Below are 22545 nucleotides of genomic sequence, written 5' to 3'. Positions count from 1 at the left end.
GTGTGGAGACGTCAGGCGCGAGCGCGCACCTCGAGTGTCTGGAACGTGCGGCCCACCGACCCCGTCGCGTCGTACAACGTCGAGGTGCACAGCCCGATGCCGTCGTCGCCGATCGCGGTGCGGGCCTGCACACCCACCCATTCGCCGACGGGTTCGCGCACGATCTGCACCGTCAGATCGGTGTTGAGGAACGTCCACTCCGTCGGATCGAGAAGCGCCGCGACGCCATTGGCGATGTCCGCCACGGCGAACAGTCCGACGATCGGCGACGTCTGCTCGCCGGCCACCACGGGATACCTCGGACGTGCCCACACCCGGCCGGGCTCCGACGCCGTCACCGGGCGGGCGCCCCGGAACTCGAGACTGTCGAGGAACCCGCCGTGCCAGTGGTCCGGAAATGCCCACCCGGCCTCGGACTCGTCCGGACCGGGCACCAGCGGTGGATCGAGAGTCTGTCCGGCCGCCGAGGTGTCGGTCATCGCCACGCGCCAGGCCGTGGCACGCGCGACCGCCCTGGTCGACCCGTCGGGCAGATCCGCGACGAGGTCGGCCGACAGCATGGCCACCCGGCGACCGGGGCGTTCCACACGGGCCTGCACGGTGAGTTCTCCGACGGGCACCGGCCCGAGGATCTCCATCGTCACCCGCGCGAGCCGGGTGCCCGGCACCGGCGAACACTGCTCCAGTGCTCGCGCGAGCAGCGCCGACGGGGGAGCGCCGTGTTGCATGGTCTCCGCCCACACACTCGTGGTGAGCCGCGTGGCGCGATAGCGATCGGTTCCCTCGACACGGACGAAGAGTGCATCCTCGCTCACGCCGTGACCTCCGTCGGCTCGCTCGGCCACCCCGGGTACTCGGGCGGAGTGCCGCCGAAGGACGGGCACAGGGCCTGGAAGTCGCACCACCCACACAGCTTTCCGGGCTTGGGGCGGAAGTCGCCCGTCTCGCCGGCGGACCGGATGGCCGTCCAGATGGCGGACAGCGTCCGTTCGAACCGGCGGAGCTCGTCCTCGTCCGGGGCGTAGGTGAGAATTTGGCTGTCCTTCAGGAACAGCAGGCGCAGCTGCGCGGGAACGATGCCGCGCGTGCGCATCAGCACCACCGCGTAGAACTTCATCTGGAACAACGCCTTGGCCTCGGCGATCTCGCGCGGCGCCTTGCCCGTCTTGTAGTCGACGACGCGCAGCTGCCCGGTGGGCGCGACGTCGATGCGGTCGATGTAGCCGCGCAACAGCACGCCGTCGTCCAGTTCGGTCTCGACGAGCTGCTCGCACGACTCGGGGTCGAACCGTGTGGGGTCCTCGAGCGAGTAGTAGGACGCCACGAGCGACTGCGCCTCGGCGACGAACTTCTCGCGCTCGTGCTCCTCGACGAGATCGGCCGCGTACTCGTGCGACACGACCATGGCGTCCCATTCCTCCTGCACGAGGGTGCCGGCCCGCGTCGAGACCCGGTCCGCCGGGGGCAACGCGTAGAGCGACTCGAGGGCGGAGTGCACGAGTGTGCCGCGCAACTGCGCCTTCGACGGCGGTGCGGGCAGGCGGTCGATGGCCCGGAACCGGTAGAGCAGGGGGCACTGCTTGTAATCCGCTGCGCGCGAGGGCGACAACGCGGGACGACGGCGAGGACGGTCGGGTGCCGCCGCGGTGACGTCGGTGACGACGGGGTCTTCGGTCGAGATACTCACGGCGCCGACACTATGCCCGCTCACCGACACGATCCGGTATCTGCCCTACAGTTCCCCGGGGCGCGTCGCGCCCCGAGAGCGCCCCGCTTCGTGGGCGGGACCAGAGTGCACCGGAAAGAGGACCACCCGTGGAACCGACCGACACCGACACGTCTGCGCGCGCGAGCGGACCGTTCCGCGTCGGTGATCGCGTGCAGCTCACCGACGCCAAGGGGCGGCACTACACGGTGGTGCTCGACGCGGCCAAGGAGTTCCACACCCACCGCGGCGGGATCCGCCACGACGATCTGATCGGTGTCGACGAGGGCAGCGTCGTGAAGTCGACGAACGGCACCCCGTATCTCGCTCTGCGCCCGCTTCTCGTCGACTACGTGCTGTCGATGCCGCGCGGCGCGCAGGTCATCTACCCCAAGGACGCCGCCCAGATCGTGCACGAGGGCGACGTCTTCCCGGGTGCCCGCGTGCTCGAGGCCGGCGCCGGTTCCGGCGCCCTGACGTGTTCGCTGCTGCGTGCCGTCGGTCCGCAGGGGCGCGTCATCTCCTACGAGGTGCGCGAGGACCACGCCGTGCACGCGGTGCGCAACGTGGAGACCTTCTTCGGCGAGCGGCCGGAGAACTGGGACCTGGTGATCGACGACGTCGCCGCGTTCGACGTCGCGCGTCACGAGGGCATGGTCGACCGGGTGGTGCTGGACATGCTGGCGCCGTGGGACGCACTCGACGCCGTCGCCGGTGCGCTGGTTCCGGGCGGCGTGCTGATCGTCTACGTGGCCACCGTCACGCAGTTGTCCAAGGTCGTCGAGGCCCTGCGTGCGCAGGAGTGCTGGACCGAGCCGCGGTCGTGGGAGTCGATCGTGCGCGGGTGGCACGTCGTCGGGCTGGCAGTGCGACCCGAGCACCGCATGCAAGGGCACACCGCGTTCCTGGTCAGTGCGCGTCGTCTGGCCGAGGGCACCGTCACCCCGAAACCGCAGCGACGGGCCGGCAAGACCCCCACCGAACCCGCCTGACACCGGGGGTTCATGCACCGACCGTGTGCCGTTCGTCCGCTGTGTGTCGGTGGTCGGTGACAGTGTCTGACCACGGTCGTCACACACGTTTGCGTTTCGCCCGGTAGCGTTGAGAAATCGCTTTGGGAGGAGTCCTGCATGAGCCCTACAGACAACCCGGACCAGTCCGCAGTCCTGGCCGAACTCGATGCCCTGCGAGCCGAGGCCACCGTCCTGCGCCGACAACTCGACGCTTCCCGTGGGGGTGCGCCGTCGGCGGACACCCGTAACACCGACGTGCGTGATCTCGAGTCGCGGGTCGACTCGCTCTCCACACGCAACACGAAGCTGATGGAGACGCTCAAGGAGGCGCGCCAGCAGCTCATCGCCCTGCGCGAGGAGGTCGACCGGCTCGGCGCACCGCCCAGCGGTTACGGCGTCCTGGTGCACACCTACGACGACGCGACGGTGGACGTGTTCACCTCGGGCCGCAAGATGCGCCTGACGTGCTCGCCGAACGTCGACGCCACCGCACTCCGGCCCGGCCAGACCGTGCGTCTGAACGAGGCCCTCACCATCGTCGAGGCGTGTGAATTCGAACGCGTCGGCGAGATCAGCTCCCTTCGCGAGATCCTCGAGGACGGCAAGCGCGCCCTCGTCGTCGGCCACGCCGACGAGGAACGTGTCGTGTGGTTGGCGACTCCGCTGCAGGAGATGGCCGACGACGAGGCACCGGAGGATCCGGACGGGCCGTCGCGCCGCCTGCGCCCCGGCGACTCGTTGCTGGTCGACACCAAGGCCGGCTACGCGTTCGAGCGCATTCCCAAGGCCGAGGTCGAGGACCTCGTGCTCGAGGAGGTCCCCGACGTCGGCTACGAGGACATCGGCGGCCTCGGGCGGCAGATCGAGCAGATCCGCGACGCCGTGGAACTGCCCTTCCTGCACAAGGATCTGTTCCGTGAGTACTCGCTGCGCCCGCCCAAGGGTGTGTTGCTCTACGGGCCTCCCGGCTGCGGCAAGACACTCATCGCCAAGGCGGTCGCCAACTCACTGGCGAAGAAGATCGCCGAGGCACGGGGGCAGGACGCACGCGACGCGAAGTCCTACTTCCTCAACATCAAGGGCCCCGAGCTGCTCAACAAGTTCGTCGGTGAGACCGAGCGCCACATCCGGTTGATCTTCCAGCGGGCTCGCGAGAAGGCGTCCGAGGGCACTCCCGTCATCGTGTTCTTCGACGAGATGGACTCCATCTTCCGTACCCGTGGGTCGGGCGTCTCGTCCGACGTGGAGACCACCGTCGTTCCTCAGCTGCTGGCCGAGATCGACGGTGTCGAGGGCCTCGAGAACGTCATCGTGATAGGTGCGTCCAACCGCGAGGACATGATCGACCCGGCCATTCTGCGCCCGGGCCGTCTGGACGTGAAGATCAAGATCGAGCGCCCGGACGCCGAGTCCGCGCTCGACATCTTCTCGAAGTACCTCGACGACTCGCTGCCCGTCAACGCCGACGATCTCGCGGAGTTCGGCGGCGATCGCGCTGCCTGCATCCGCGGCATGATCGAACGGGTCGTCGAGCGCATGTACGCCGAGAGCGACGACAACCGATTCCTCGAGGTCACCTATGCCAACGGTGACAAGGAGGTCCTGTACTTCAAGGACTTCAACTCGGGCGCGATGATCCAGAACATCGTCGACCGCGCGAAGAAGTACGCCATCAAGTCGGTGCTCGACACCGGGACACCGGGTCTGCGCGTCGGACACCTCTTCGACTCCATCGTCGACGAGTTCGCCGAGAACGAGGATCTGCCCAACACCACCAATCCCGATGACTGGGCCCGCATCTCGGGCAAGAAGGGTGAGCGGATCGTCTACATCCGCACGCTCGTCACCGGTAAGAACGCCAGTGCGAGCCGGTCGATCGACACCGAGTCGAACACGGGTCAGTACCTCTGACCGCCCACCTGTAGCAGCGCCGAGACGATCACGCGGGTGTCCGGAACGAAGGGCCACGCGGGATCATCCAGGTGTGTCAGCACCTCGACGTCCGACCACCACCAGCCGTCCGCGATCTCGGACGGCTGGTGGTGCATCGGTCCGTCGTGACGCACCTCGTACGCGAACAGGTGGCAGCGCACCGTCGCAGCGCCGGATCGTCCCGTCCAGCGGCCGACCACCGGGTCGCCCGTCACGTCCGCTACGACGCCGAGTTCCTCGGCGAGTTCTCGCGAGGCGGTCTGTCGAGGGGCCTCCCCGGCATCGACGACCCCACCGGCCAGAACGTCGTGCATCCCCGCGAACACCGACTTGGTCGTCGTGCGGCGGTGGACGTACACGCGTGACCCGTCGGTGGATCGCACCAGCACGCCGGCACTCGCGTGCCACAGACCGCGCTCGTACACCTCGGTGCGCGGCGCCGCACCCACCACGTGGCCACGCTCGTCGTACACGGCCACGATCTCGTCGTCAGGCATGCGTCACCGCTCCCACTCGATCAGGGGTCACAGGGTCGATAGCCTAGGGTCGAGAGCATGCAGCGCATCATCGGCATCGAGGTCGAGTACGGAATTTCCTCTCCTACCGAGCCTTCCGCCAATCCGATCCTGACGTCCACCCAGGCGGTGCTGGCGTACGCCGCCGCGGCGGGTGTGCCGCGGGCCAAGCGGACGCGCTGGGACTACGAGGTGGAATCGCCGCTGCGTGACGCACGCGGGTTCGACCTGGGCCGGTTCAGTGGCCCGGCGCCGATCATCGACGCGGACGAGGTCGGCGCGGCCAACATGATCCTCACCAACGGCGCGCGTCTCTACGTCGACCACGCCCACCCGGAGTACTCCGCACCGGAGGTGCGCGATCCGCTCGACGCCGTCATCTGGGACAAGGCGGGGGAGCGCGTCATGGAAGCGGCTGCGCGCCATGCCTCGAGCGTGCCCGGCGCCCCGCGCCTGCAGTTGTACAAGAACAACGTCGACGGCAAGGGCGCGTCCTACGGCACCCACGAGAACTACCTGATGTCTCGCGAGACCCCGTTCTCCGCGATCATCGCCGGGCTCTCGCCGTTCTTCGCCTCCCGCCAGGTGTTCACCGGCTCGGGCCGCGTCGGCATCGGTCAGTCCGGGGACGAGCCCGGATTCCAACTCTCGCAGCGCGCCGACTACATCGAGGTCGAAGTGGGCCTCGAGACGACGCTCAAGCGCGGCATCATCAACACCCGCGACGAGCCGCACGCCGACGCCGACAAGTACCGGCGCCTGCACGTGATCATCGGTGACGCCAACCTCGCCGAGATGGCGACCTATCTCAAGGTCGGAACGACGGCCCTGGTGCTCGACATCGTCGAGGCCGGCGTGGACCTGTCCGATCTGCAGCTGGCCCGTCCGGTGACGGCGGTGCACCAGATCAGTCACGACCCGACGCTGCGCCGCACGGTCGCGCTCGCGGACGGTCGCGAGCTGACGGCGTTGGCACTGCAGCGCATCTACCTCGAGCGCGTCTCCGCGCATCTCGACGCACAGGGCGAGAAGGATCCGCGCGCCGCCGACGTGGTCGAGAAGTGGGCGATGATCCTCGACAAGCTCGAGCGCGACCCGATGGACTGCGCGTCCCTCCTCGACTGGCCGGCGAAATTGCGGCTGCTCGAAGGGTTCCGCAACCGCGAGGGACTCGGCTGGTCGGCGCCGCGACTGCACCTCGTGGACCTGCAGTACTCGGACGTCCGCCTCGACAAGGGTCTCTACAACCGGCTCGTCGCGCGCGGATCGATGGAACGGCTGGTCTCCGAGCAGGACGTCATGGACGCCGTCTCGAACCCCCCGACCGACACCCGCGCGTACTTCCGCGGCGAGTGCCTCCGCAAGTTCGGCCGCGACATCGCGGCCGCGAGCTGGGACTCGGTCATCTTCGACCTCGGTGGAGACTCGCTGGTGCGTATCCCCACCCTCGAGCCACTGCGGGGGAGCAAGGCCCACGTCGGTGCTCTGCTCGAATCGGTGGACTCGGCCGCAGAACTGGTGGACCAGCTCACCACCTGACGGTCCGCCCGTGCCGGACGTACGGTGGGTTGTCACCCTGTGACGGCGCATGCTCGGTAGGGTGAAGTTTCGCTGCGTGTCGAGAGAACACGCGGTTCGTGACGAGGAGGTCGGCTATGGCACAAGAGCAGACCACACGCTCCGGCGGTGGCGATGACGACGACGGTTCGGCCGAGGGCGCATCGGGTCAGGAACGACGCGAGAAGCTCGCCGAGGAGACCGACGATCTCCTCGACGAGATCGACGACGTGCTCGAGGAGAACGCGGAGGACTTCGTCCGCGCCTACGTGCAAAAGGGCGGCCAGTGACGGACGCGAACTCCGTTCCCCGTCCCCACGAGAGCGACACCACCCTGCGCTACGGGTCGCCGTTCTCCTCCTTCAGTGAACACCTGCGGGCCTACGCACCGCACCTGTTGCCCGAGAACCGTTTTCGTGCGGATCTCGCTCTGTCCCCGGAGGCGACGATGCAGTCCGACATCGCACCGCACGGCACCACCATCGTGGCCGTCACCTTCGACGGCGGCGTCATCCTCGCGGGTGATCGCCGCGCGACGATGGGCAACCTCATCGCCAGTCGCGACGTCGACAAGGTGTACGTCACGGACGACTACTCGGCCGCCGGCATCGCGGGTACCGCCGGCATGGCGATCGAGCTGGTGCGGCTGTTCGCGGTCGAACTCGAGCACTACGAGAAGATCGAGGGCGTCTCCCTCACCTTCAACGGCAAGGCCAACAAGCTGTCCTCCATGGTGCGGGCCAATCTCGGTGCGGCCATGCAGGGTCTGGCTGTGGTTCCGCTGCTCGTCGGTTACGACCTCGACGCCGTCGACGCCCGCCATGCGGGGCGCATCGTCTCCTACGACGTGGTCGGTGGCCGCTACGAGGAACGGTCCGGCTACCACGCGGTGGGATCGGGATCGCTGTTCGCGAAGTCGGCGATGAAGAAGCTCTACCGCGAGGACATGACCGAGGACGAGGCACTGCGCGTCGCGGTCGAATCGCTGTACGACGCTGCCGACGACGATTCGGCGACCGGCGGACCGGATCTGACCCGCGGCATCTACCCGACGGCGGTGGCCATCGGTGCCGGGGGAGCGAACCTGGTGGGATCGGACCGCATCGAGGCTCTGGCCCGTGCGGTACTGCAGGACCGATCGGAAGAAGGGGGTGCGCGCCGATGACGATGCCGTACTACGCGTCCGCCGAACAGATCATGCGCGATCGTTCGGAACTGGCGCGCAAGGGAATCGCACGCGGTCGCAGCGTGGTCGTGCTGACCTACGCGGACGGCGTGCTCTTCGTCGCCGAGAACCGGTCCTCCGCACTGCACAAGGTGAGCGAGCTGTACGACCGCCTCGGCTTCGCCGCGGTGGGCAAGTACAACGAGTTCGAGAATCTGCGCCGCGCCGGCATCGTGCACGCCGACACCAAGGGCTACACCTACGACCGTGCGGACGTCACCGGACGATCGTTGGCCAAGGCGTACGCGCAGACGCTCGGCACCATCTTCACCGAGCAGCTCAAGCCGTACGAGGTGGAGATCTGCGTGGCCGAGGTCGGTGCCGTCGACGAGAGCCCCCGGTCCCAGCTCTACCGCATCACGTACGACGGCTCGATCGTCGACGAGGTCGACTTCGTGGTCATGGGCGGTGCGACCGAACCGATCTCGACGGTGCTGCGCGAGAAGTACCGCTCGGGGCTCGATCTCGACGCGGCGGTCGCGCTGGCAGTCGGTGCGCTCCAGGACTCCACGTCGACGCCGCCGACCAACGGTGCCGCGAGCGAGCCCGCGGAGAAGCGCGTCCTCGAGGTCACGAGCCTCGAAGTGGCCGTTCTCGAACAGACGCGGCCGAGGCGTGCGTTCCGGCGGATCTCCGGAGCGGCGCTCCAGGGACTGTTGCCCCCCGGTTCGGAACCTGCGGGCACCTGACCGATCGGGTACGAAGCACCCGTCACGCGCGCGGCGCGTCGGCGGTGCCCGTTCCGTACAGCGTGAGCAGCGAGGGCCGGGCCCGGTAGTCGAAGGCCCGGCCCTCGCCCGCCACCTCCCCGTCCACCGCCACCGCGACCGTGGTCTGCAGGTTGCGCACCGAGACCGCCGGCACCCGCAGATGACGGTAGGTGGGCGACGTGCCGAGAGTCCCGGTCATCGCGGCGAGTGCGAGGCGGGTACGCGAGAGCCGCATGTGCGCGCGCAGGAACCGCACGTCCAGCACACCGCTCGCGATCGACGGCCGCGACATGGGCACCTGATCACCCGGCGTGTAGGTGCCGTTGCCGACGAACATCATCCACACCGAGTCGCGGCGCCCGTCGATCTCCACGTGCATCGGCTCGGCCACCGCCAGGACGGCCACCATCGCGGCCGCGGCCGCGGGCCACTTCCCGATGCGTGAGCTCCACTTGTCCCGCAGCCGAACCGAATCCGGGTAGCCCCCGATGCTGGCGGTGTTGACGAAGAGGATCTCCTCACCGCCGTCGATGCTCACACCGCCGAGATCAACCCTGCTGGACGCGCCGCGAGTGACGGCGTCCGCGGTGACCGACACCTCGACCGCGCCGACGTCCCGTGCGAAGTGGTTCAGCGTGCCGCCGGGGAACACCGCGAGAGGAAGCCCCGTCCGCACCGCGGCCGCGACGGCAGCGGCCACCGTGCCGTCCCCTCCGCAGACTCCGAGCGCGAGCACGTCCGATCCTGCGGCGCGGACGAACTGGGCGGTGAAGTCGTCGTCGGCGTCCGGCTCGAGGAACCGCGCCCTCGGCAGGGCCTTCGCCACGTCGGCGACGACTTCCGAATTGTGGGTGCCTGCGCCCGGATTGACCAGCACGAGCATTCCCTCACCCTCGTGCAGGGCGGGCGCCAGCCCCGCGGGGCCCAACTCGGCCGACTCGGTGGAGCGCACGGCCCACCAGCGGCGGGTCGACAGCGCGACCGCGACCCCGAGCGCTGCGCCCACCACCACGTCCGACGGCCAGTGCACACCGACGTGCACTCGCGAGTACGCGACGGTCGCGGCCAGCGGGGCGACGAGGAGACCGGCGAGCGGAGCCTCGAGCGCCACGCCCGTCGCGAACGCCGCGGCGGAGGCGGCGTGACCGGACGGGAACGACGACGACACGGGTGGGGTCATGATCCGCCGGAGCGCGGGGACCGACGCGGCCGGTGGACGATCGCGGGGGAGCAGCGGCTTGAGCACCCCGTTCGCGAGCGAGCTGGCACCCACGACCGCGAGCATGCCGCGTACGGCACCTCGTCGTCGGGGGCCGCCGGACGCGGCGAGCGCCGACGCCACGATCGCCCACAGAACGCTGTGATCGGCGAGCCCGGTGAGCGTGCGCAGCGCGGGGTCCAACCCCGACGGTCGCGACGCGAAACTGGCCTTCACCAGCGCCAGATCGACGGAACGGGTGCGGCCGCGCAGCGATCGGGGATTCACCTGCGCCACACTACGGCTGCCACGGGCTCGGGTAGCCGATGCCGCGGTCGATGCCGTTGTACTGTCGAAGTGTGCAGCGACGAATCATGGGGATCGAGACCGAGTTCGGTGTGACGTGCACGTTCCACGGGCACCGTCGACTCAGCCCGGACGAGGTGGCCCGGTATCTGTTCCGGCGTGTCGTGTCGTGGGGACGCAGCTCCAACGTGTTCCTGCGCAACGGTGCGCGGCTCTACCTGGACGTCGGCTCCCATCCCGAGTACGCCACTGCCGAGTGCGACAGCCTTCTGCAGCTGGTCACGCACGACCGCGCCGGCGAGCGTGTTCTCGAGGACCTGCTCATCGACGCCGAGCAGCGTCTCGTCGAGGAGGGCATCGGCGGCGACATCTACTTGTTCAAGAACAACACCGACTCCGCGGGCAACTCCTACGGCTGCCACGAGAACTACCTCGTGGTGCGCGCCGGCGAGTTCTCCCGCATCTCCGACGTGCTGTTGCCGTTCCTGGTCACCCGCCAGCTCATCTGCGGCGCGGGCAAGATCCTGCAGACGCCGAAGGCCGCCACGTTCTGCCTCTCGCAGCGCGCCGAGCACATCTGGGAGGGCGTGTCGTCCGCGACCACCCGCTCACGGCCCATCATCAACACGCGCGACGAACCGCATGCCGACGCCGAGAAGTACCGTCGTCTGCACGTCATCGTCGGCGACTCCAACATGGCCGAGCCGACGACCATGCTCAAGGTCGGCACCGCAGCGCTGGTCCTGGAGATGATCGAGGCGGGCGTCTCGTTCCGAGACTTCGCCCTGGACAACCCGATTCGTGCCATCCGCGAGGTGTCCCACGACTCGACGGGGCGGCGCCCCGTCCGTCTCGCGGGGGGACGCCAGGCCAGTGCACTCGAGATCCAGCGCGAGTACCACGCCCGCGCCGTCGAGCACCTGCGCAACCGCGAGCCGGACGCGCAGATCGAGCAGGTCGTCGACCTGTGGGGCCGCACCCTCGACGCCGTCGAGGCGCAGGACTTCGCCAAGGTGGACACCGAGATCGACTGGGTGATCAAGCGCAAGCTGTTCGATCGCTATCAGGACAGGTACTCGATGGATCTGTCCGACCCGAAGATCGCCCAGCTGGACCTGGCCTATCACGACATCAAGCGCGGCCGCGGCGTCTTCGACGTGCTGCAGCGCAAGGGACTGGTCAAGCGCGTCACCGAGGACGACCAGATCGACGAGGCGGTGAACACGCCGCCGCAGACGACACGCGCGAAGCTGCGTGGCGAGTTCATCAGCGCCGCACAGGAGGCGGGACGCGACTTCACCGTCGACTGGGTGCATCTCAAGCTCAACGACCAGGCTCAGCGCACGGTGCTGTGCAAGGACCCGTTCCGCTCGGTCGACGAGCGCGTGGAGCGCCTGATCGCGTCGATGTAGAGGCCGACGGTCCTCCTTCTCCACAGGAGTCCCGTCCTCCCCACCCCGGCGATGCGCACGGGTGGGGAGATGCTCAGCCACTAGGCTGGGTCGGTGGCGATCTCCAAAGTCGAGCGGTTGATGAACCTCGTCATCTGCCTGCTCTCGACACGGCAGTACCTGACCGCCGAGCGCATCCGCGAGTCCGTCGCCGGATACGAGGACTCGGCGAGCGACGAGGCCTTCAGTCGCATGTTCGAGCGCGACAAGAACGAGCTGCGTGATCTCGGCGTCCCGCTCGAGACCGGTCAGATCTCGCGCTTCTCGACGGTCGAGGGGTACCGCATCAACCGCGATCGGTACGAACTCCCCGACGTCGACCTGGCCAGCGACGAGGCCGCTGCGGTCGCCGTGGCCGTCCAACTCTGGGAGTCGCCCGAGCTCACCTCCGCCGCTCAGAGCGCGATGTTGAAGTTGCGCGCCGCGGGCGTGCAGGTGGACACCGAGAACTCGCCGGCCGCCGTGACCGCCGTTCCGTCCCGCAGTCGAGGTTCCGAGCCCGCGCTGGGCAAGCTGCTCGCCGCTATCGACGCCGGCCGGTCCGTGCGGTTCTCGCACCGCTCCACCCCGGCCGCCCCCTTCCGAGTGCGCACCGTCGAGCCGTGGGGAGTGGTCACCCACTCCGGACGGTGGTACCTCGTCGGGCACGACACCGAGCGCGACGCCGTCCGTACCTTCCGCCTGTCACGGATCGGGGACGACGTCGTGGCCTTCGGACCGGCGGGATCGGTGCGCAAGCCCGACGACGTCGATCTCGGTGTCATCGTGGCCCGTGCCGCCGCGAGCGGTGACGTGGCGGGCAGCGCCGACGTCTGGGTGTCGGAGGGACGCGGACTCGAGCTGCGCCGTCTCGGCACCGAGGTGGAGACACGTGATCTCGTGGGGCGACGCGGTTCCGTGGTCCGCATCCCGGTGCGGTCGTGGGAGTGGATCGCCCGGGTGGTCGCCGGCCACGGCGCCGACGCGATCGTGCTGTCGCCGACCGAACTCCGCGACATCGTCGTCGGCACCCTGTCCGTGAGCGCGCACCGCGCGCCGACCGACGCCGCCGTCTCGCCCGGGAGCAGCTCATGAGCGTTCGCCTGTCCTCGCGGCTGGCCCGGCTGCTCAACCTCGTGCCGTACTTCATCGCCAATCCGGGTATCAGCGCGGCCGACGCCGCGGCCGAGCTCGGGGTCACGACCAAACAACTGATGGACGACCTGAACCAGCTGTGGATGTGCGGACTGCCCGGATACGGTCCGGGCGATCTCATCGATCTGTCGTTCTCCGAGGACAGCATCGAGGTCACGTTCTCCGCCGGTATCGACAGGCCGCTGCGCCTGACGTCCACGGAAGCGACCGCGCTGCTCATCGCGCTGCGGTCACTCGTCGAGATGCCCGGCATGGTGGACCCGTCCGCGGCGTACCGCGCCATCGCGAAGATCGAGGCCGCGGCGGGTGTCGCGGCGGCCGAGGGGCCGGACGACACGCCCGAGCCGCAGGAGAGTCCCAGTGTCACGACCGTCCGTGGGGCGCTCGCCCGCGGTCGCGCGCTGCACATCACCTACTACTCGGCATCGCGGGACGTGGTGTCCGAACGCACCGTCGATCCGTTGCGCATCGTCCTCGTCGACGATCAGAGCTACCTGCAGGCCTGGTGCCGCGACGCGGAGGGCGTCCGGCTGTTCCGGCTGGACCGCATCGATGCCGCGACCGAGCTGGACGAGCCGTCCGCACCGCCCGAGCAGGCCCGGACCGGTGGGGACGCACTCGATCTCTTCCACGACGATCCGTCACTGCCGCTCGCACGGCTCGTCATCGCACCCGACCACGTGTGGATTCTGGACTACTACCCCATGACGCAGACCGCTGCGCACGACGACGGCTCGATCGAGGTCTCGATGCGATTCGCGACGCTCGACTGGATGAGCCGTCTGGCGCTGGGTCTGGGGTCGGGAGTGCGGGTGCTCGGACCGCCCGCACTGGTTCGTGAGGTCACCGCTCGGTCGCGCGACGCCCTCGACGTCTATCGCGCCGTCTCGGGAGCGTGACCGGCCCATCTCGAGTCGTCCGGACATGCAGGACTCGTCCGGTGAACTCTCGGCGAACGGTAGGTACGCGGGTCCACCGGACACCGGGTGGGAGCCCTCGGGTCCGGTAGCATCGAATCCACCGAAACTGGGAGGTTTTCATGGGTGCGTTACAACCCTGGCACTGGATCGTCCTGATCGTCGTGCTCGTACTGCTGTTCGGATCGAAGAAGCTGCCCGAGGCCGCACGTGGCCTGGGACGCTCGATGCGCATCTTCAAGAGTGAAGTGCAGGAGATGCAGAACGACGGCAAGAAGCCGGACACCACCACGAACACGGCGCCGGCACCGCAGTCGCAGTTGCCGTCCCCGAACACGGTCACCCCGACCGTCGCGTCGACCGAACCGACGCACGAGCAGCACCCGCGCTCGGCCTGACACTCGCAGGCACCACGGTCGGGGCGATGTCGCCTCGGCCGTTTCGTGGGTGGTGACCGAGGTTCGCGCCCGCTGCGGCGTGCGCACCTCGGCACCCGCTACCGCGAACCACAGTCTTCAGTCCAGGCACCGCAGTCGACAGGCGAAGAGTCACCGTGCGCATACCGTTCGATCCGCGACAGCGCAGGCGTCGCGTCAATCCCGACGGCACCATGTCGTTGGTGGAGCATCTCTACGAGCTCCGCACGCGTCTGCTGTGGTCGATGCTGGCCATCGTCCTCACCACGATCGTGGGGTTCTTCTGGTACTCGCACTCGCTGCTGGGCATCGAGTCGCTCGGTGACCTGCTCCGCGGGCCGTACTGCTCGCTCCCGTCCGAGAGTCGTGCCGAGCTCACCGACGACGGCACGTGTCGGCTGCTCGCCACCGGACCGTTCGAGCAGTTCATGCTCCGGTTCAAGGTGGCCATCACCGCGGGCGTCGTGCTCGCCTGCCCCATCTGGCTCTACCAGGTGTGGGCGTTCATCACGCCCGGCCTCTACCGCCAGGAACGGCGCTACGCCATCTCGTTCGTCACGGCGGCGGCCGTGCTCTTCGTCTCCGGCGCCGTCCTCGCCTACATCGTCGTCGCGAAGGCCCTGCACTTCCTGCTGACCATCGGCGACAACGTCCAGGTCACCGCCCTCAGCGGCGCCGAGTACTTCGGCTTCGTCATCAACCTGCTCGTCATCTTCGGCGTCAGCTTCGAGATCCCGCTCCTGATCGTCGCGCTCAACGCCGTCGGCGTCCTGAAGTACGAGAAGCTCCGCGGCTGGCGCCGCGGGCTCATCTTCGCGATGTTCGCCTTCGCCGCCGTCGTCACGCCCGGCGGTGACCCCTTCTCGATGACCGCGCTGGCGCTCGCGCTGAGCATCCTCGTCGAGTTCGCCATCCAGATCGCGCGCGTCAACGATCGACGGCGCGCACGGCGCGAGACCGAGGAGTGGGGGAACGTCTCCGACGACGAGGCGTCGCCTCTCGACACCTCCGCCGCCCCGGTCGGCAGGCCCGTCCCGGTGCGTCACGACGCCGACGCCGACTACTCCGACACTCTCTGAGTTGCCCACGCTGTCTGAGTGACCCCCATCGGCGGACACCCTCTAATCTGGAGTCGTGGCCAATCACAGCGGGCAGCAGAACACCGGCGACATCCGGACTCGACTCGTGGACGGGCCGAAGCTGACCGAGTTCGCGGCGTCGCTTCCGTTCCCGCTCGATCCCTTCCAGATCCGTGCGTGCTCGGCCCTCGAGGACGGGCACGGCGTACTGGTGTGCGCGCCGACCGGAGCCGGCAAGACCGTCGTCGGCGAGTTCGCCGTCCACCTCGCACTCACCAGCGGCGCGAAGTGTTTCTACACCACCCCCATCAAGGCACTGAGCAACCAGAAGTACGCCGAGCTCGTCGCGCGTTACGGCAAGGGCTACGTCGGCCTGCTCACCGGTGACCAGAGCATCAACTCGGACGCACCGATCGTCATCATGACCACCGAGGTGCTCCGCAACATGCTGTACGCGGAATCGCCTGCGCTGCGCGGACTCTCGCACGTGGTGATGGACGAGGTGCACTACCTCGCCGACCGGTTCCGCGGCGCCGTGTGGGAGGAGGTCATCCTGCACCTGTCCGAGGACGTCCGGCTCGTCAGCCTGTCGGCGACGGTGAGCAACGCCGAGGAGTTCGGCGCCTGGATGGAGACGGTGCGTGGCAACACCACCGTCGTCGTCGACGAGACCCGCCCGGTTCCGCTGTGGCAGCACATCCTCGTCGGTCGTCGCCTGTTCGACCTCTTCGACGTCGAGGCGAACAACGGTGCTCCGGGCGGCGTGGTCGTGGACAAGAACCTCGTCCGGTACGTCAAGGAACGAGTGCAGGCCGAGCGCATGGGCGCCTGGGAGGCCCCACGCGGCCGTGGCCCGCGGTCGGGTCGGTCCGGTGGCCGCCCCGGCCGGCCGGAATCTCGTCCGATCCCGCGGCCCGACGTCATCAAGCTCCTCGACGAGGAGGGGTTGCTCCCCGCCATCACGTTCATCTTCAGCCGCGCCGGGTGCGACGGCGCCGTCGATCAGTGTCTTCGATCGGGACTGCGGCTGACCTCCGAGGAGCAGGCGCGCGAGATCACCGAGGTCGTCGAACGCCACACCGCCGAGATCCCGCGCAGCGACCTCGAGGTGCTCGGCTACTGGGAGTGGCGCGACGCCCTCGAGCGGGGCATCGCCGCGCATCACGCAGGGATGCTGCCGGTGTTCCGGCACACGGTCGAGGAACTGTTCGTCCGCGGTCTGGTCCGCGCGGTCTTCGCGACGGAGACCCTCGCCCTCGGCATCAACATGCCGGCGCGGACGGTGGTGCTCGAGCGCCTCGTGAAGTTCAACGGTGAGGCGCACGCCAACCTGTCGGCGGGGGAGTACACGCAACTCACCGGCCGCGCCGGTCGTCGCGGTATCGACGTCGAGGGTCATGCGGTGGTGCTGTGGCAGTCGGGTGTCGAGCCGACGGAGGTGGCCGGGTTGGCCTCCACCCGTACGTTCCCCCTGCGGAGTTCGTTCCGCCCGTCGTACAACATGGCGGTGAACCTGGTCGACCGGATGGGTGTCGACGCGTCCCGGATGCTGCTCGAACGGTCGTTCGCGCAGTACCAGGCCGATGCGTCCGTCGTCGGGTTGGTGCGCGGTATCGAGAAGAACGCCGTGGCTCGGCGCGAGTTGCTCGGCAAGTTGGGCGGCGAGGACTCGCCCTACGTCGAGTACACCGCCCTGCGCGCGCGCCTCAAGGAGCGCGAACGCGAGCTCGAGCGTCAGGGTCGCACGGATCGTCGCAACGATGCCGTCACGTCGCTGGTGTCGCTGCGGCGCGGCGACGTCATCTCCATCCCGTCCGGTCGACGCTCGGGACTGGCTGTCGTCCTGGAGACCGACGCGAACTCGGCGGACCCGCGGCCGCTGGTGCTCACCGAGGACAAGTGGGCGGGGCGCGTGTCGTCGGCGGACTTCCCCACACCGGTGTCGGCTCTCGGCCACATGCGCCTTCCCCGCCACGTCGATCACCGCACGGCGCAGACCCGTCGGGACCTGGCGTCCGCGCTCCGGGGAACGGGGATCAGCGCGCCGGGACGCGGTCGGCGCCGGCAGTCGTCGGCAGGCGACGATCGCGAGCTCGGAGTGCTGCGCCGTGCCGTCCGCTCGCATCCGTGCCACACCTGGCCGGATCGTGAGCATCTCGCCCGGCTGGCCGAGAAGTACAGCCGGCTCGAACGTGACACCGATGCGATGAAGCAGAAGGTCGCCGCGACCACCAACTCGTTGGCCCGTACCTTCGATCGCATCCTGGCGCTGCTCACCGAGCGCGGCTATCTGGCCGCCGGTCCTGACGGCGAGGTCGCGGTCACCGACCGAGGAGCCAAGCTCGGACGTCTGTACTCGGAGTCGGACCTGCTGGTCGCGGAGTGCCTCGCCGAGGGAATCTGGCGAGGCCTCGGGCCGGCCGAGCTCGCCGCCGTGGTCTCGACCGTCGTGTACGAGTCGCGCCAGGAGGGTGAGAGCGCGGAGCAGGGTCCGACCGGGAACATCCGACACGCGTTGACCCGCACCGTCGCCGCGTGGCACGAGCTCCGCGCGGACGAGATCCGACTGAAGCTGCCTCCGACGCGGGAACCCGACACCGGGTTCGCGGTGGCCGTCTACAAGTGGGCTCGCAAGGAGTCGCTCGAGGACGTGCTGTTCGCCGCGGGTCAGCACGGCCGCGCCCTGTCCGGCGGAGACTTCGTACGGTGGTGCCGCCAGGTCATCGATCTGCTCGACCAGATCCGCTCGGCGTCCCCCGACGACGAGGTCACCGCGACCGCCACGAAGGCGATCTCGGCGATACGGCGCGGAGTCGTCGCCGTAGATGCCGCATGATGGTCACCACAGTCACAGCAGTCACCACAGGCACCCACCGGAGGCGATGATGAGCGGCCCGTACAACCCCGACGACCGTTCCTCGGCCGGTGAGGACACGCCCACCAGCCAGTACCCGAGCGGACAGCAGCCGGGCTACGACCAGCAGGCCTACGGTCAACAGCCTTACGGTCAACAGCCCTATGGTCAACAGCCCTATGGTCAGCAGCCGGGCTACGACCAGCAGGCCTACGGTCAGCAACCCCAGTACGGGCAGCAGCCTTACGGCCAGCAGCCCCAGTACGGCCAACAGCCCTACGGCCAGCAGCCCCAGTACGGCCAGCAGCCCCAGTACGGCCAACAGCCCTACGGCCAGCAGCCCCAGTACGGCCAGCAGCCCTACGGACAGCCGGGTTACCCGCAGGGCAACCAGCAGTGGAACGCCGCGCCGGCGCAGAAGCAGTCGAAGGTGCCGTTCATCGTGGGCGGCGTCGTCATCGCTGCGATCGTCGTGGCGGGTGGGATCTACGCGGCCACGTCGCTGGGCGGCGACACTCTGGACAACTCCGCGGTGCAGAGCGGGGTGGCCAAGATCGTGACGGAGTCCTACGGCGCGATCGACGTCTCCGCGGTGTCCTGCCCGTCGGGCCAGAAGGTGGAGGCGAACACGACCTTCTCCTGCGACCTGACGGTGGACGGTGAGGCGCGCTCGGTGACGGTGACCGTCAAGGACGACCAGGGCACCTACGAGGTCGGCCGGCCCCAGTAGCTCACCGCGCCATCGCGGTGAGAAGGCGGCCGACGGAGTTCTGCACGCCGAGTTCCTCGGCGAGCGCCGCGAGGCGTTCCGGATCGACGGGCTCGTGCGGCAGCACGTCGGGGCGCGACCAGATGATGTCCGCATCGGTCACCACCCGTACCACCGGGAGTGCGGCGTCGATGTAGTCGCGAGAGCTCTGGATCTTCGCGCGCACCCCGGCCGACATCTCGGGGTCGCCCGAGTCGGCGGCGGCGAGCAACGCCTCGAGGGAGCCGAACTTCTGCATGAGGGACGCCGCGGTCTTCTCCCCGACGCCCTTCACCCCGGGCAGCCCGTCGGACGAATCACCGCGCAGCAGTGCGAGTTCCGCGTAGCCCGGCCCGGGTCGGTCCGCGGGCACCCCGTACTTCTCGGCCACTTCTGCCGGGCCGAACAGCTCGGCTTTCGCCAGTCCGCGTCCCGCGTAGAGCACACGCACCGGAACCGGATCGTCGGAGACGACCTGCAACAGGTCGCGGTCTCCGCTGACCACCACCACGGTGCCGTCGCGCTCGGTGGCGGCGAGGGTGCCCAACACGTCGTCCGCCTCGAGACCCTCCGCTCCGGCCGTCGCGATGCCCGCGGCCTCGAGGATCTCCAGGATCAGGTTCACCTGCGGACCCAGTGCGTCGGGTGCCTCCTCCGCGTCCGGGCCCGCAGCGGACTCGGTGAGCACCCGATGCGCCTTGTAGGACGGCACCAGATCGACCCGGAAGGTGGGACGCCAGTCGAGGTCGAGGCAGACGGCCAGTCGGGACGCACCCGTCCGCGTGATGAGGGACGCGACCATGTCGGTGAAACCACGCACCGCGTTCACCGGCCGACCGTCGGGCGCCGTGATCGATTCGGGCAACGCGTGGAAGGCCCGGAACCACAGGCTCGCCGCATCGAGGAGAAGTACCGTGTCTCTGCTCTCGGCCGTCATGCGCCACATCCTGCCGCATGTGGGCGGCACCGGAGTCGATAGCCTGGCGTCATGACGTCTCGGTTTCCCTCCTCCTTGTATCGCACCCGCCTCGACCGAGCGGCGGCTCTCGCTGCCGAGGCCGGTCTCGACGCGCTGCTGATCACGCCCGGACCCGACCTGCGCTATCTGCTCGGCTCGCGCGCCGAGTCGTTCGAGCGTCTGACCTGCCTCGTCGTCCCGGCGGACGGCACGCCCGCGTCGGTGGTGGTGCCTCGCATCGAACTGGCGGCGTTGAAGGACTCGGCCGCGGCCGACCTGGGAATCGAGCTGCGGGACTGGGTCGACGGCGTGAATCCGCATCAGGCAGTCGCGGCGCTGCTTCCCGGCCCGGCCCGGACCGCTGTCACCGACGCCATGCCCGCCCTGCATCTCGTTCCGCTGACCGAGGCGCTCGGCGCGATGCCCGTACTGGCGACGGCGGTCCTGCGCGAGCTCCGGATGACCAAGGACGACGCGGAGATCGGCGCGTTGCGCACGGCGGGCGCCGCCATCGACCGCGTCCACGCGCGCATGGGCGAGTTCCTCGCGGCCGGGCGCACCGAAGCGCAGGTCGCTGCCGACATCTCGGCCGCGATCCTCGAGGAGGGGCACACCGAGGCGGCGTTCGTCATCGTCGGCTCGGGCCCGCACGGCGCCGACCCGCACCACGAGGTGTCCGAGCGCGTGATCGAGGAGGGCGACGTCGTCGTCATCGACATCGGTGGCCCCGTCGAGCCGGGCTACAACTCGGACTCCACCCGGACCTACAGCATCGGTGAGCCGTCGGACTCGGTCGCTGCGACCGTGGCGGTCCTCGAGCGCGCGCAGCAGGCAGCTGTCGATGCAGTACGTCCCGGAGTCACCGCGGAGGCGATCGACGCCGCCGCACGCGACATCCTGGTCGACGCCGGCTACGGCGACGTCTTCGTGCACCGCACCGGGCACGGCATCGGCCTCTCGGTGCACGAGGAGCCGTACATCGTGGCGGGCAACGACATTCCGCTCGAGGTGGGGATGGCGTTCAGCATCGAGCCGGGGGTGTACTTCACCGGCGAGTGGGGCGCCCGCATCGAGGACATCGTCATCGTGACTCCGGAGGGGTGCGAGTCGGTCAACACGCGGCCGCATGGCCTGACCGTGCTTCCGGTGCGATGAGCCTCGACCTCCTCGCCACACTGCGACGCGAGGGCGACCGCCTCGCGTCGATGCCTGTCGATGCGCTGACGGCGCCGGTACCCACCGTGCCGGGATGGACGCTCGAGCACGTGGTCCGACACACGGGCAAGGTCCACCGGTGGGCGAACGCGGTGATCCTGGCGGGCCCGGGTGCGGACACGGGCGCGGTGGCGAAGCAGCAGGTCGAATCGTTGCCCAAGGGCCCGGACAGTCTCCCCGCGTACCGATCGTCGCTGGAGGCGATGGTCGCCACGTTCGAGTCGACGGATCCCGAGGCGGTCGTGGAGACGTTCGTCGGCGCGCGCACGGCCGCGTGGTGGCTCCGACGGCAGGCTCACGAGGTCGCCGTGCACCGCATCGACGCCGCCGACGCCGTCCGCGCCGCCGGGGGAGTGGCGCCCGAGGCGCTCGATCCCGACGCCGCCGCGGACGCCGTGGCCGAGCTGACGGAGGTGCAGTATCCGCACCGACTGCTCCTCGACCGCCTGACGCCCGAGTCGATCGGGCGCACCGTGCACGTGCACGGAACGGACGTGGACGACCTGGAGTGGACGTTCACGCTCGGGGCCGACGGCCTCGCCAGTGCGCGCGGGCACGCGAAAGCCGATGTGGCACTGCGGGGTACGGCAGAGCACCTGCTGCTGGCGCTCTGCCGTCGTCGACCACTCGACGTGCTCACCGTCTTCGGTGACACCTCGGTCGCGGAGTCACTGCTCGACGCGTCCCGCTTCTGACGTCACTCGAGGAAGTCGAGCAGCGCCGTGTTGACCTCCTGGTAGTGGGTCCACAGGAGACCGTGGGGCGCGCCCTCCACCTCGACGTAGGTGGCCTCGGGGAAGGCGTCGTGGAACGGGCGACCCGTCGAATCGATCGGCAGGATGTTGTCCGCGGTGCCGTGCAGGATCAGCGTGGGCTTGCCCGACTCGCGAACGGTGCGGACGTCGTCGCGGAAGTCGGTGAGCCACGTCGGAACCACCGCGTACGCGGCGATCGGCGCACTCGCCGCCGCGACATTCCAGCTGTTGCGGACGGCGGCCTCGCTGATGCGCGTGCCGAGCGTGTCGTCCAGGTTGTAGAAGTCCTTGTAGAACGCGTCGAACCAGGCGAAGCGGTCTCCGCGTGCGGCGGCTTCGATGCTGTCGAACACCGACTGCGGCACACCCGTCGGGTTGTCGTCGGTCTGCAGGAGGAACGGCTCGAGCGACGCGAGGAAGGCGAATTTCGCCACACGGTCGGTCCCGTATCGCGAGGCATACCGCGCCAGTTCACCGGTACCCATGGAGAATCCGACGAGAATCACGTCGCGCAGATCCAGCGCTTCGAGCACCTCGTTCAGGTCCGAGGCGAAGGCGTCGTAGTCGTACCCGGACGTGGGCTTGCTCGACTGTCCGAAGCCTCGACGGTCGTACGTCACGACGCGGTGGCCGGCGTCGAGCAGAGCCGCGGTCTGGCGCTCCCACGAGTGTCCGTCGAGCGGATATCCGTGAATGAGGACGACGGGCTGTCCACTGCCGTGATCCTCGTAGTAGACGTCGACCGGGGTGCTGTTCTCGTGTCCGACAGTGATGTGTCCCATGGCGTGCGCGACCTTTCGACGGGAATGTCTCTCGTGGAGAACGAGCGTTCTCGCTCGTGTCGGCTACAGTAGAGA

At 69.0% G+C, this 22545-nt stretch carries 21 protein-coding genes; 15 read left to right on the top strand and 6 right to left on the bottom strand.

The features are described 5' to 3' along the window. Positions 1 to 11: 11 nt before the first annotated feature. Together HQ308_RS00700 and HQ308_RS00695 are read right to left on the bottom strand one after the other, a co-directional pair. Positions 12 to 815: a thioesterase family protein gene (locus tag HQ308_RS00700; protein ID WP_056445157.1), complete on the bottom strand. Its 804-nt coding sequence runs from the start codon at positions 813 to 815 to the stop codon at positions 12 to 14. Then, positions 812 to 1687, bottom strand: a complete 876-nt coding sequence (locus tag HQ308_RS00695; RefSeq protein WP_222645216.1) for a RecB family exonuclease — start codon at positions 1685 to 1687, stop codon at positions 812 to 814. Before HQ308_RS00695 ends, HQ308_RS00700 begins: the two co-directional genes overlap by 4 nt. Positions 1688 to 1815: 128 nt before the next feature. On the opposite strand from HQ308_RS00695, the gene HQ308_RS00690 reads away from it, so the two are divergent. Together HQ308_RS00690 and arc are read left to right on the top strand one after the other, a co-directional pair. Continuing rightward, the gene (locus tag HQ308_RS00690; protein WP_027505353.1) at positions 1816 to 2697 is read left to right on the top strand and encodes a tRNA (adenine-N1)-methyltransferase; all 882 of its coding nucleotides are present in this window, start codon (positions 1816 to 1818) and stop codon (positions 2695 to 2697) included. Between the two features lie 138 nt (positions 2698 to 2835). Next, on the top strand, positions 2836 to 4629 hold the full coding sequence (arc, locus tag HQ308_RS00685) for a proteasome ATPase (RefSeq protein WP_027505354.1): 1794 nt from the start codon (positions 2836 to 2838) through the stop codon (positions 4627 to 4629). On the opposite strand, the gene HQ308_RS00680 is transcribed toward arc, so the two are convergent. Further along, positions 4617 to 5147, bottom strand: a complete 531-nt coding sequence (locus HQ308_RS00680; RefSeq protein ID WP_222645215.1) for an NUDIX domain-containing protein — start codon at positions 5145 to 5147, stop codon at positions 4617 to 4619. The genes arc and HQ308_RS00680 overlap by 13 nt on opposite strands. A 57-nt stretch (positions 5148 to 5204) precedes the next feature. On the opposite strand from HQ308_RS00680, the gene dop reads away from it, so the two are divergent. From dop to prcA, 4 genes are all read left to right on the top strand, one after another. Then, positions 5205 to 6704 carry a depupylase/deamidase Dop gene (dop, locus tag HQ308_RS00675; RefSeq protein ID WP_027505356.1) on the top strand — a complete coding sequence of 500 codons (1500 nt, stop codon included), beginning with the start codon at positions 5205 to 5207 and terminating at the stop codon, positions 6702 to 6704. Positions 6705 to 6820: 116 nt separating this feature from the next. Beyond that, entirely contained in the window at positions 6821 to 7012 is a 192-nt protein-coding gene (locus HQ308_RS00670) for a ubiquitin-like protein Pup (protein ID WP_027505357.1), read from the top strand. Next, on the top strand, positions 7009 to 7887 hold the full coding sequence (prcB, locus tag HQ308_RS00665) for a proteasome subunit beta (RefSeq protein ID WP_222631127.1): 879 nt from the start codon (positions 7009 to 7011) through the stop codon (positions 7885 to 7887). The genes HQ308_RS00670 and prcB overlap by 4 nt, the downstream gene beginning before the upstream one ends. Then, positions 7884 to 8636 carry a proteasome subunit alpha gene (gene prcA / locus HQ308_RS00660; RefSeq protein WP_027505359.1) on the top strand — a complete coding sequence of 251 codons (753 nt, stop codon included), beginning with the start codon at positions 7884 to 7886 and terminating at the stop codon, positions 8634 to 8636. Before prcB ends, prcA begins: the two co-directional genes overlap by 4 nt. A 22-nt stretch (positions 8637 to 8658) precedes the next feature. Here prcA and HQ308_RS00655 read toward each other — a convergent pair whose 3' ends face one another. After that, positions 8659 to 9942 carry a bifunctional phosphatase PAP2/diacylglycerol kinase family protein gene (locus HQ308_RS00655; protein WP_374197744.1) on the bottom strand — a complete coding sequence of 428 codons (1284 nt, stop codon included), beginning with the start codon at positions 9940 to 9942 and terminating at the stop codon, positions 8659 to 8661. Between the two features lie 272 nt (positions 9943 to 10214). On the opposite strand from HQ308_RS00655, the gene pafA reads away from it, so the two are divergent. The 7 genes from pafA to HQ308_RS00620 all read left to right on the top strand — a co-directional run bounded on the left by pafA (position 10215) and on the right by HQ308_RS00620 (position 18742). Continuing rightward, a complete protein-coding gene (pafA, locus tag HQ308_RS00650; RefSeq protein ID WP_197027762.1) occupies positions 10215 to 11573 on the top strand; it encodes a Pup--protein ligase in 1359 nt (452 codons plus the stop codon). A gap of 93 nt (positions 11574 to 11666) precedes the next feature. After that, positions 11667 to 12686, top strand: coding sequence for a YafY family protein (locus HQ308_RS00645; protein WP_222645214.1), 1020 nt, complete (start codon positions 11667 to 11669; stop codon positions 12684 to 12686). Beyond that, a complete protein-coding gene (locus HQ308_RS00640) occupies positions 12683 to 13645 on the top strand; it encodes a YafY family protein (RefSeq protein WP_056444576.1) in 963 nt (320 codons plus the stop codon). Before HQ308_RS00645 ends, HQ308_RS00640 begins: the two co-directional genes overlap by 4 nt. Positions 13646 to 13785: 140 nt before the next feature. Beyond that, the gene (gene tatA, locus HQ308_RS00635) at positions 13786 to 14061 is read left to right on the top strand and encodes a Sec-independent protein translocase subunit TatA (RefSeq protein WP_027505364.1); all 276 of its coding nucleotides are present in this window, start codon (positions 13786 to 13788) and stop codon (positions 14059 to 14061) included. Between the two features lie 155 nt (positions 14062 to 14216). Continuing rightward, positions 14217 to 15158: a twin-arginine translocase subunit TatC gene (tatC, locus tag HQ308_RS00630; RefSeq protein ID WP_056444573.1), complete on the top strand. Its 942-nt coding sequence runs from the start codon at positions 14217 to 14219 to the stop codon at positions 15156 to 15158. Positions 15159 to 15264: 106 nt separating this feature from the next. Further along, positions 15265 to 17994 (top strand): RNA helicase, encoded by a 2730-nt coding sequence (locus HQ308_RS00625; protein ID WP_222645423.1) that lies wholly within the window; start codon positions 15265 to 15267, stop codon positions 17992 to 17994. Positions 17995 to 18043: 49 nt separating this feature from the next. Beyond that, positions 18044 to 18742 carry a DUF4333 domain-containing protein gene (locus HQ308_RS00620; protein ID WP_222645213.1) on the top strand — a complete coding sequence of 233 codons (699 nt, stop codon included), beginning with the start codon at positions 18044 to 18046 and terminating at the stop codon, positions 18740 to 18742. Position 18743: 1 nt separating this feature from the next. Here HQ308_RS00620 and HQ308_RS00615 read toward each other — a convergent pair whose 3' ends face one another. Beyond that, positions 18744 to 19706, bottom strand: a complete 963-nt coding sequence (locus HQ308_RS00615) for a 5'-3' exonuclease (protein WP_027505368.1) — start codon at positions 19704 to 19706, stop codon at positions 18744 to 18746. Positions 19707 to 19748: 42 nt separating this feature from the next. Here HQ308_RS00615 and HQ308_RS00610 point away from each other — a divergent pair, with 42 nt between their 5' ends. Together HQ308_RS00610 and HQ308_RS00605 are read left to right on the top strand one after the other, a co-directional pair. Next, a complete protein-coding gene (locus HQ308_RS00610; protein ID WP_222645212.1) occupies positions 19749 to 20873 on the top strand; it encodes a Xaa-Pro peptidase family protein in 1125 nt (374 codons plus the stop codon). After that, positions 20870 to 21628 (top strand): maleylpyruvate isomerase family mycothiol-dependent enzyme, encoded by a 759-nt coding sequence (locus HQ308_RS00605; RefSeq protein WP_222645211.1) that lies wholly within the window; start codon positions 20870 to 20872, stop codon positions 21626 to 21628. The genes HQ308_RS00610 and HQ308_RS00605 overlap by 4 nt, the downstream gene beginning before the upstream one ends. A 2-nt stretch (positions 21629 to 21630) precedes the next feature. Here the strand turns inward: HQ308_RS00605 and HQ308_RS00600 are convergent, their stop codons facing one another. Further along, positions 21631 to 22470, bottom strand: a complete 840-nt coding sequence (locus HQ308_RS00600; protein WP_222645210.1) for an alpha/beta fold hydrolase — start codon at positions 22468 to 22470, stop codon at positions 21631 to 21633. Positions 22471 to 22545: the final 75 nt, after the last annotated feature.

The organism is Rhodococcus sp. BP-241, assembly GCF_019836145.1.
GTDB lineage: Bacteria > Actinomycetota > Actinomycetes > Mycobacteriales > Mycobacteriaceae > Rhodococcoides.
The sequence above is the reverse complement of the archived record's forward strand: the minus strand, read 5'-3'. Positions and strand labels throughout refer to the sequence as shown.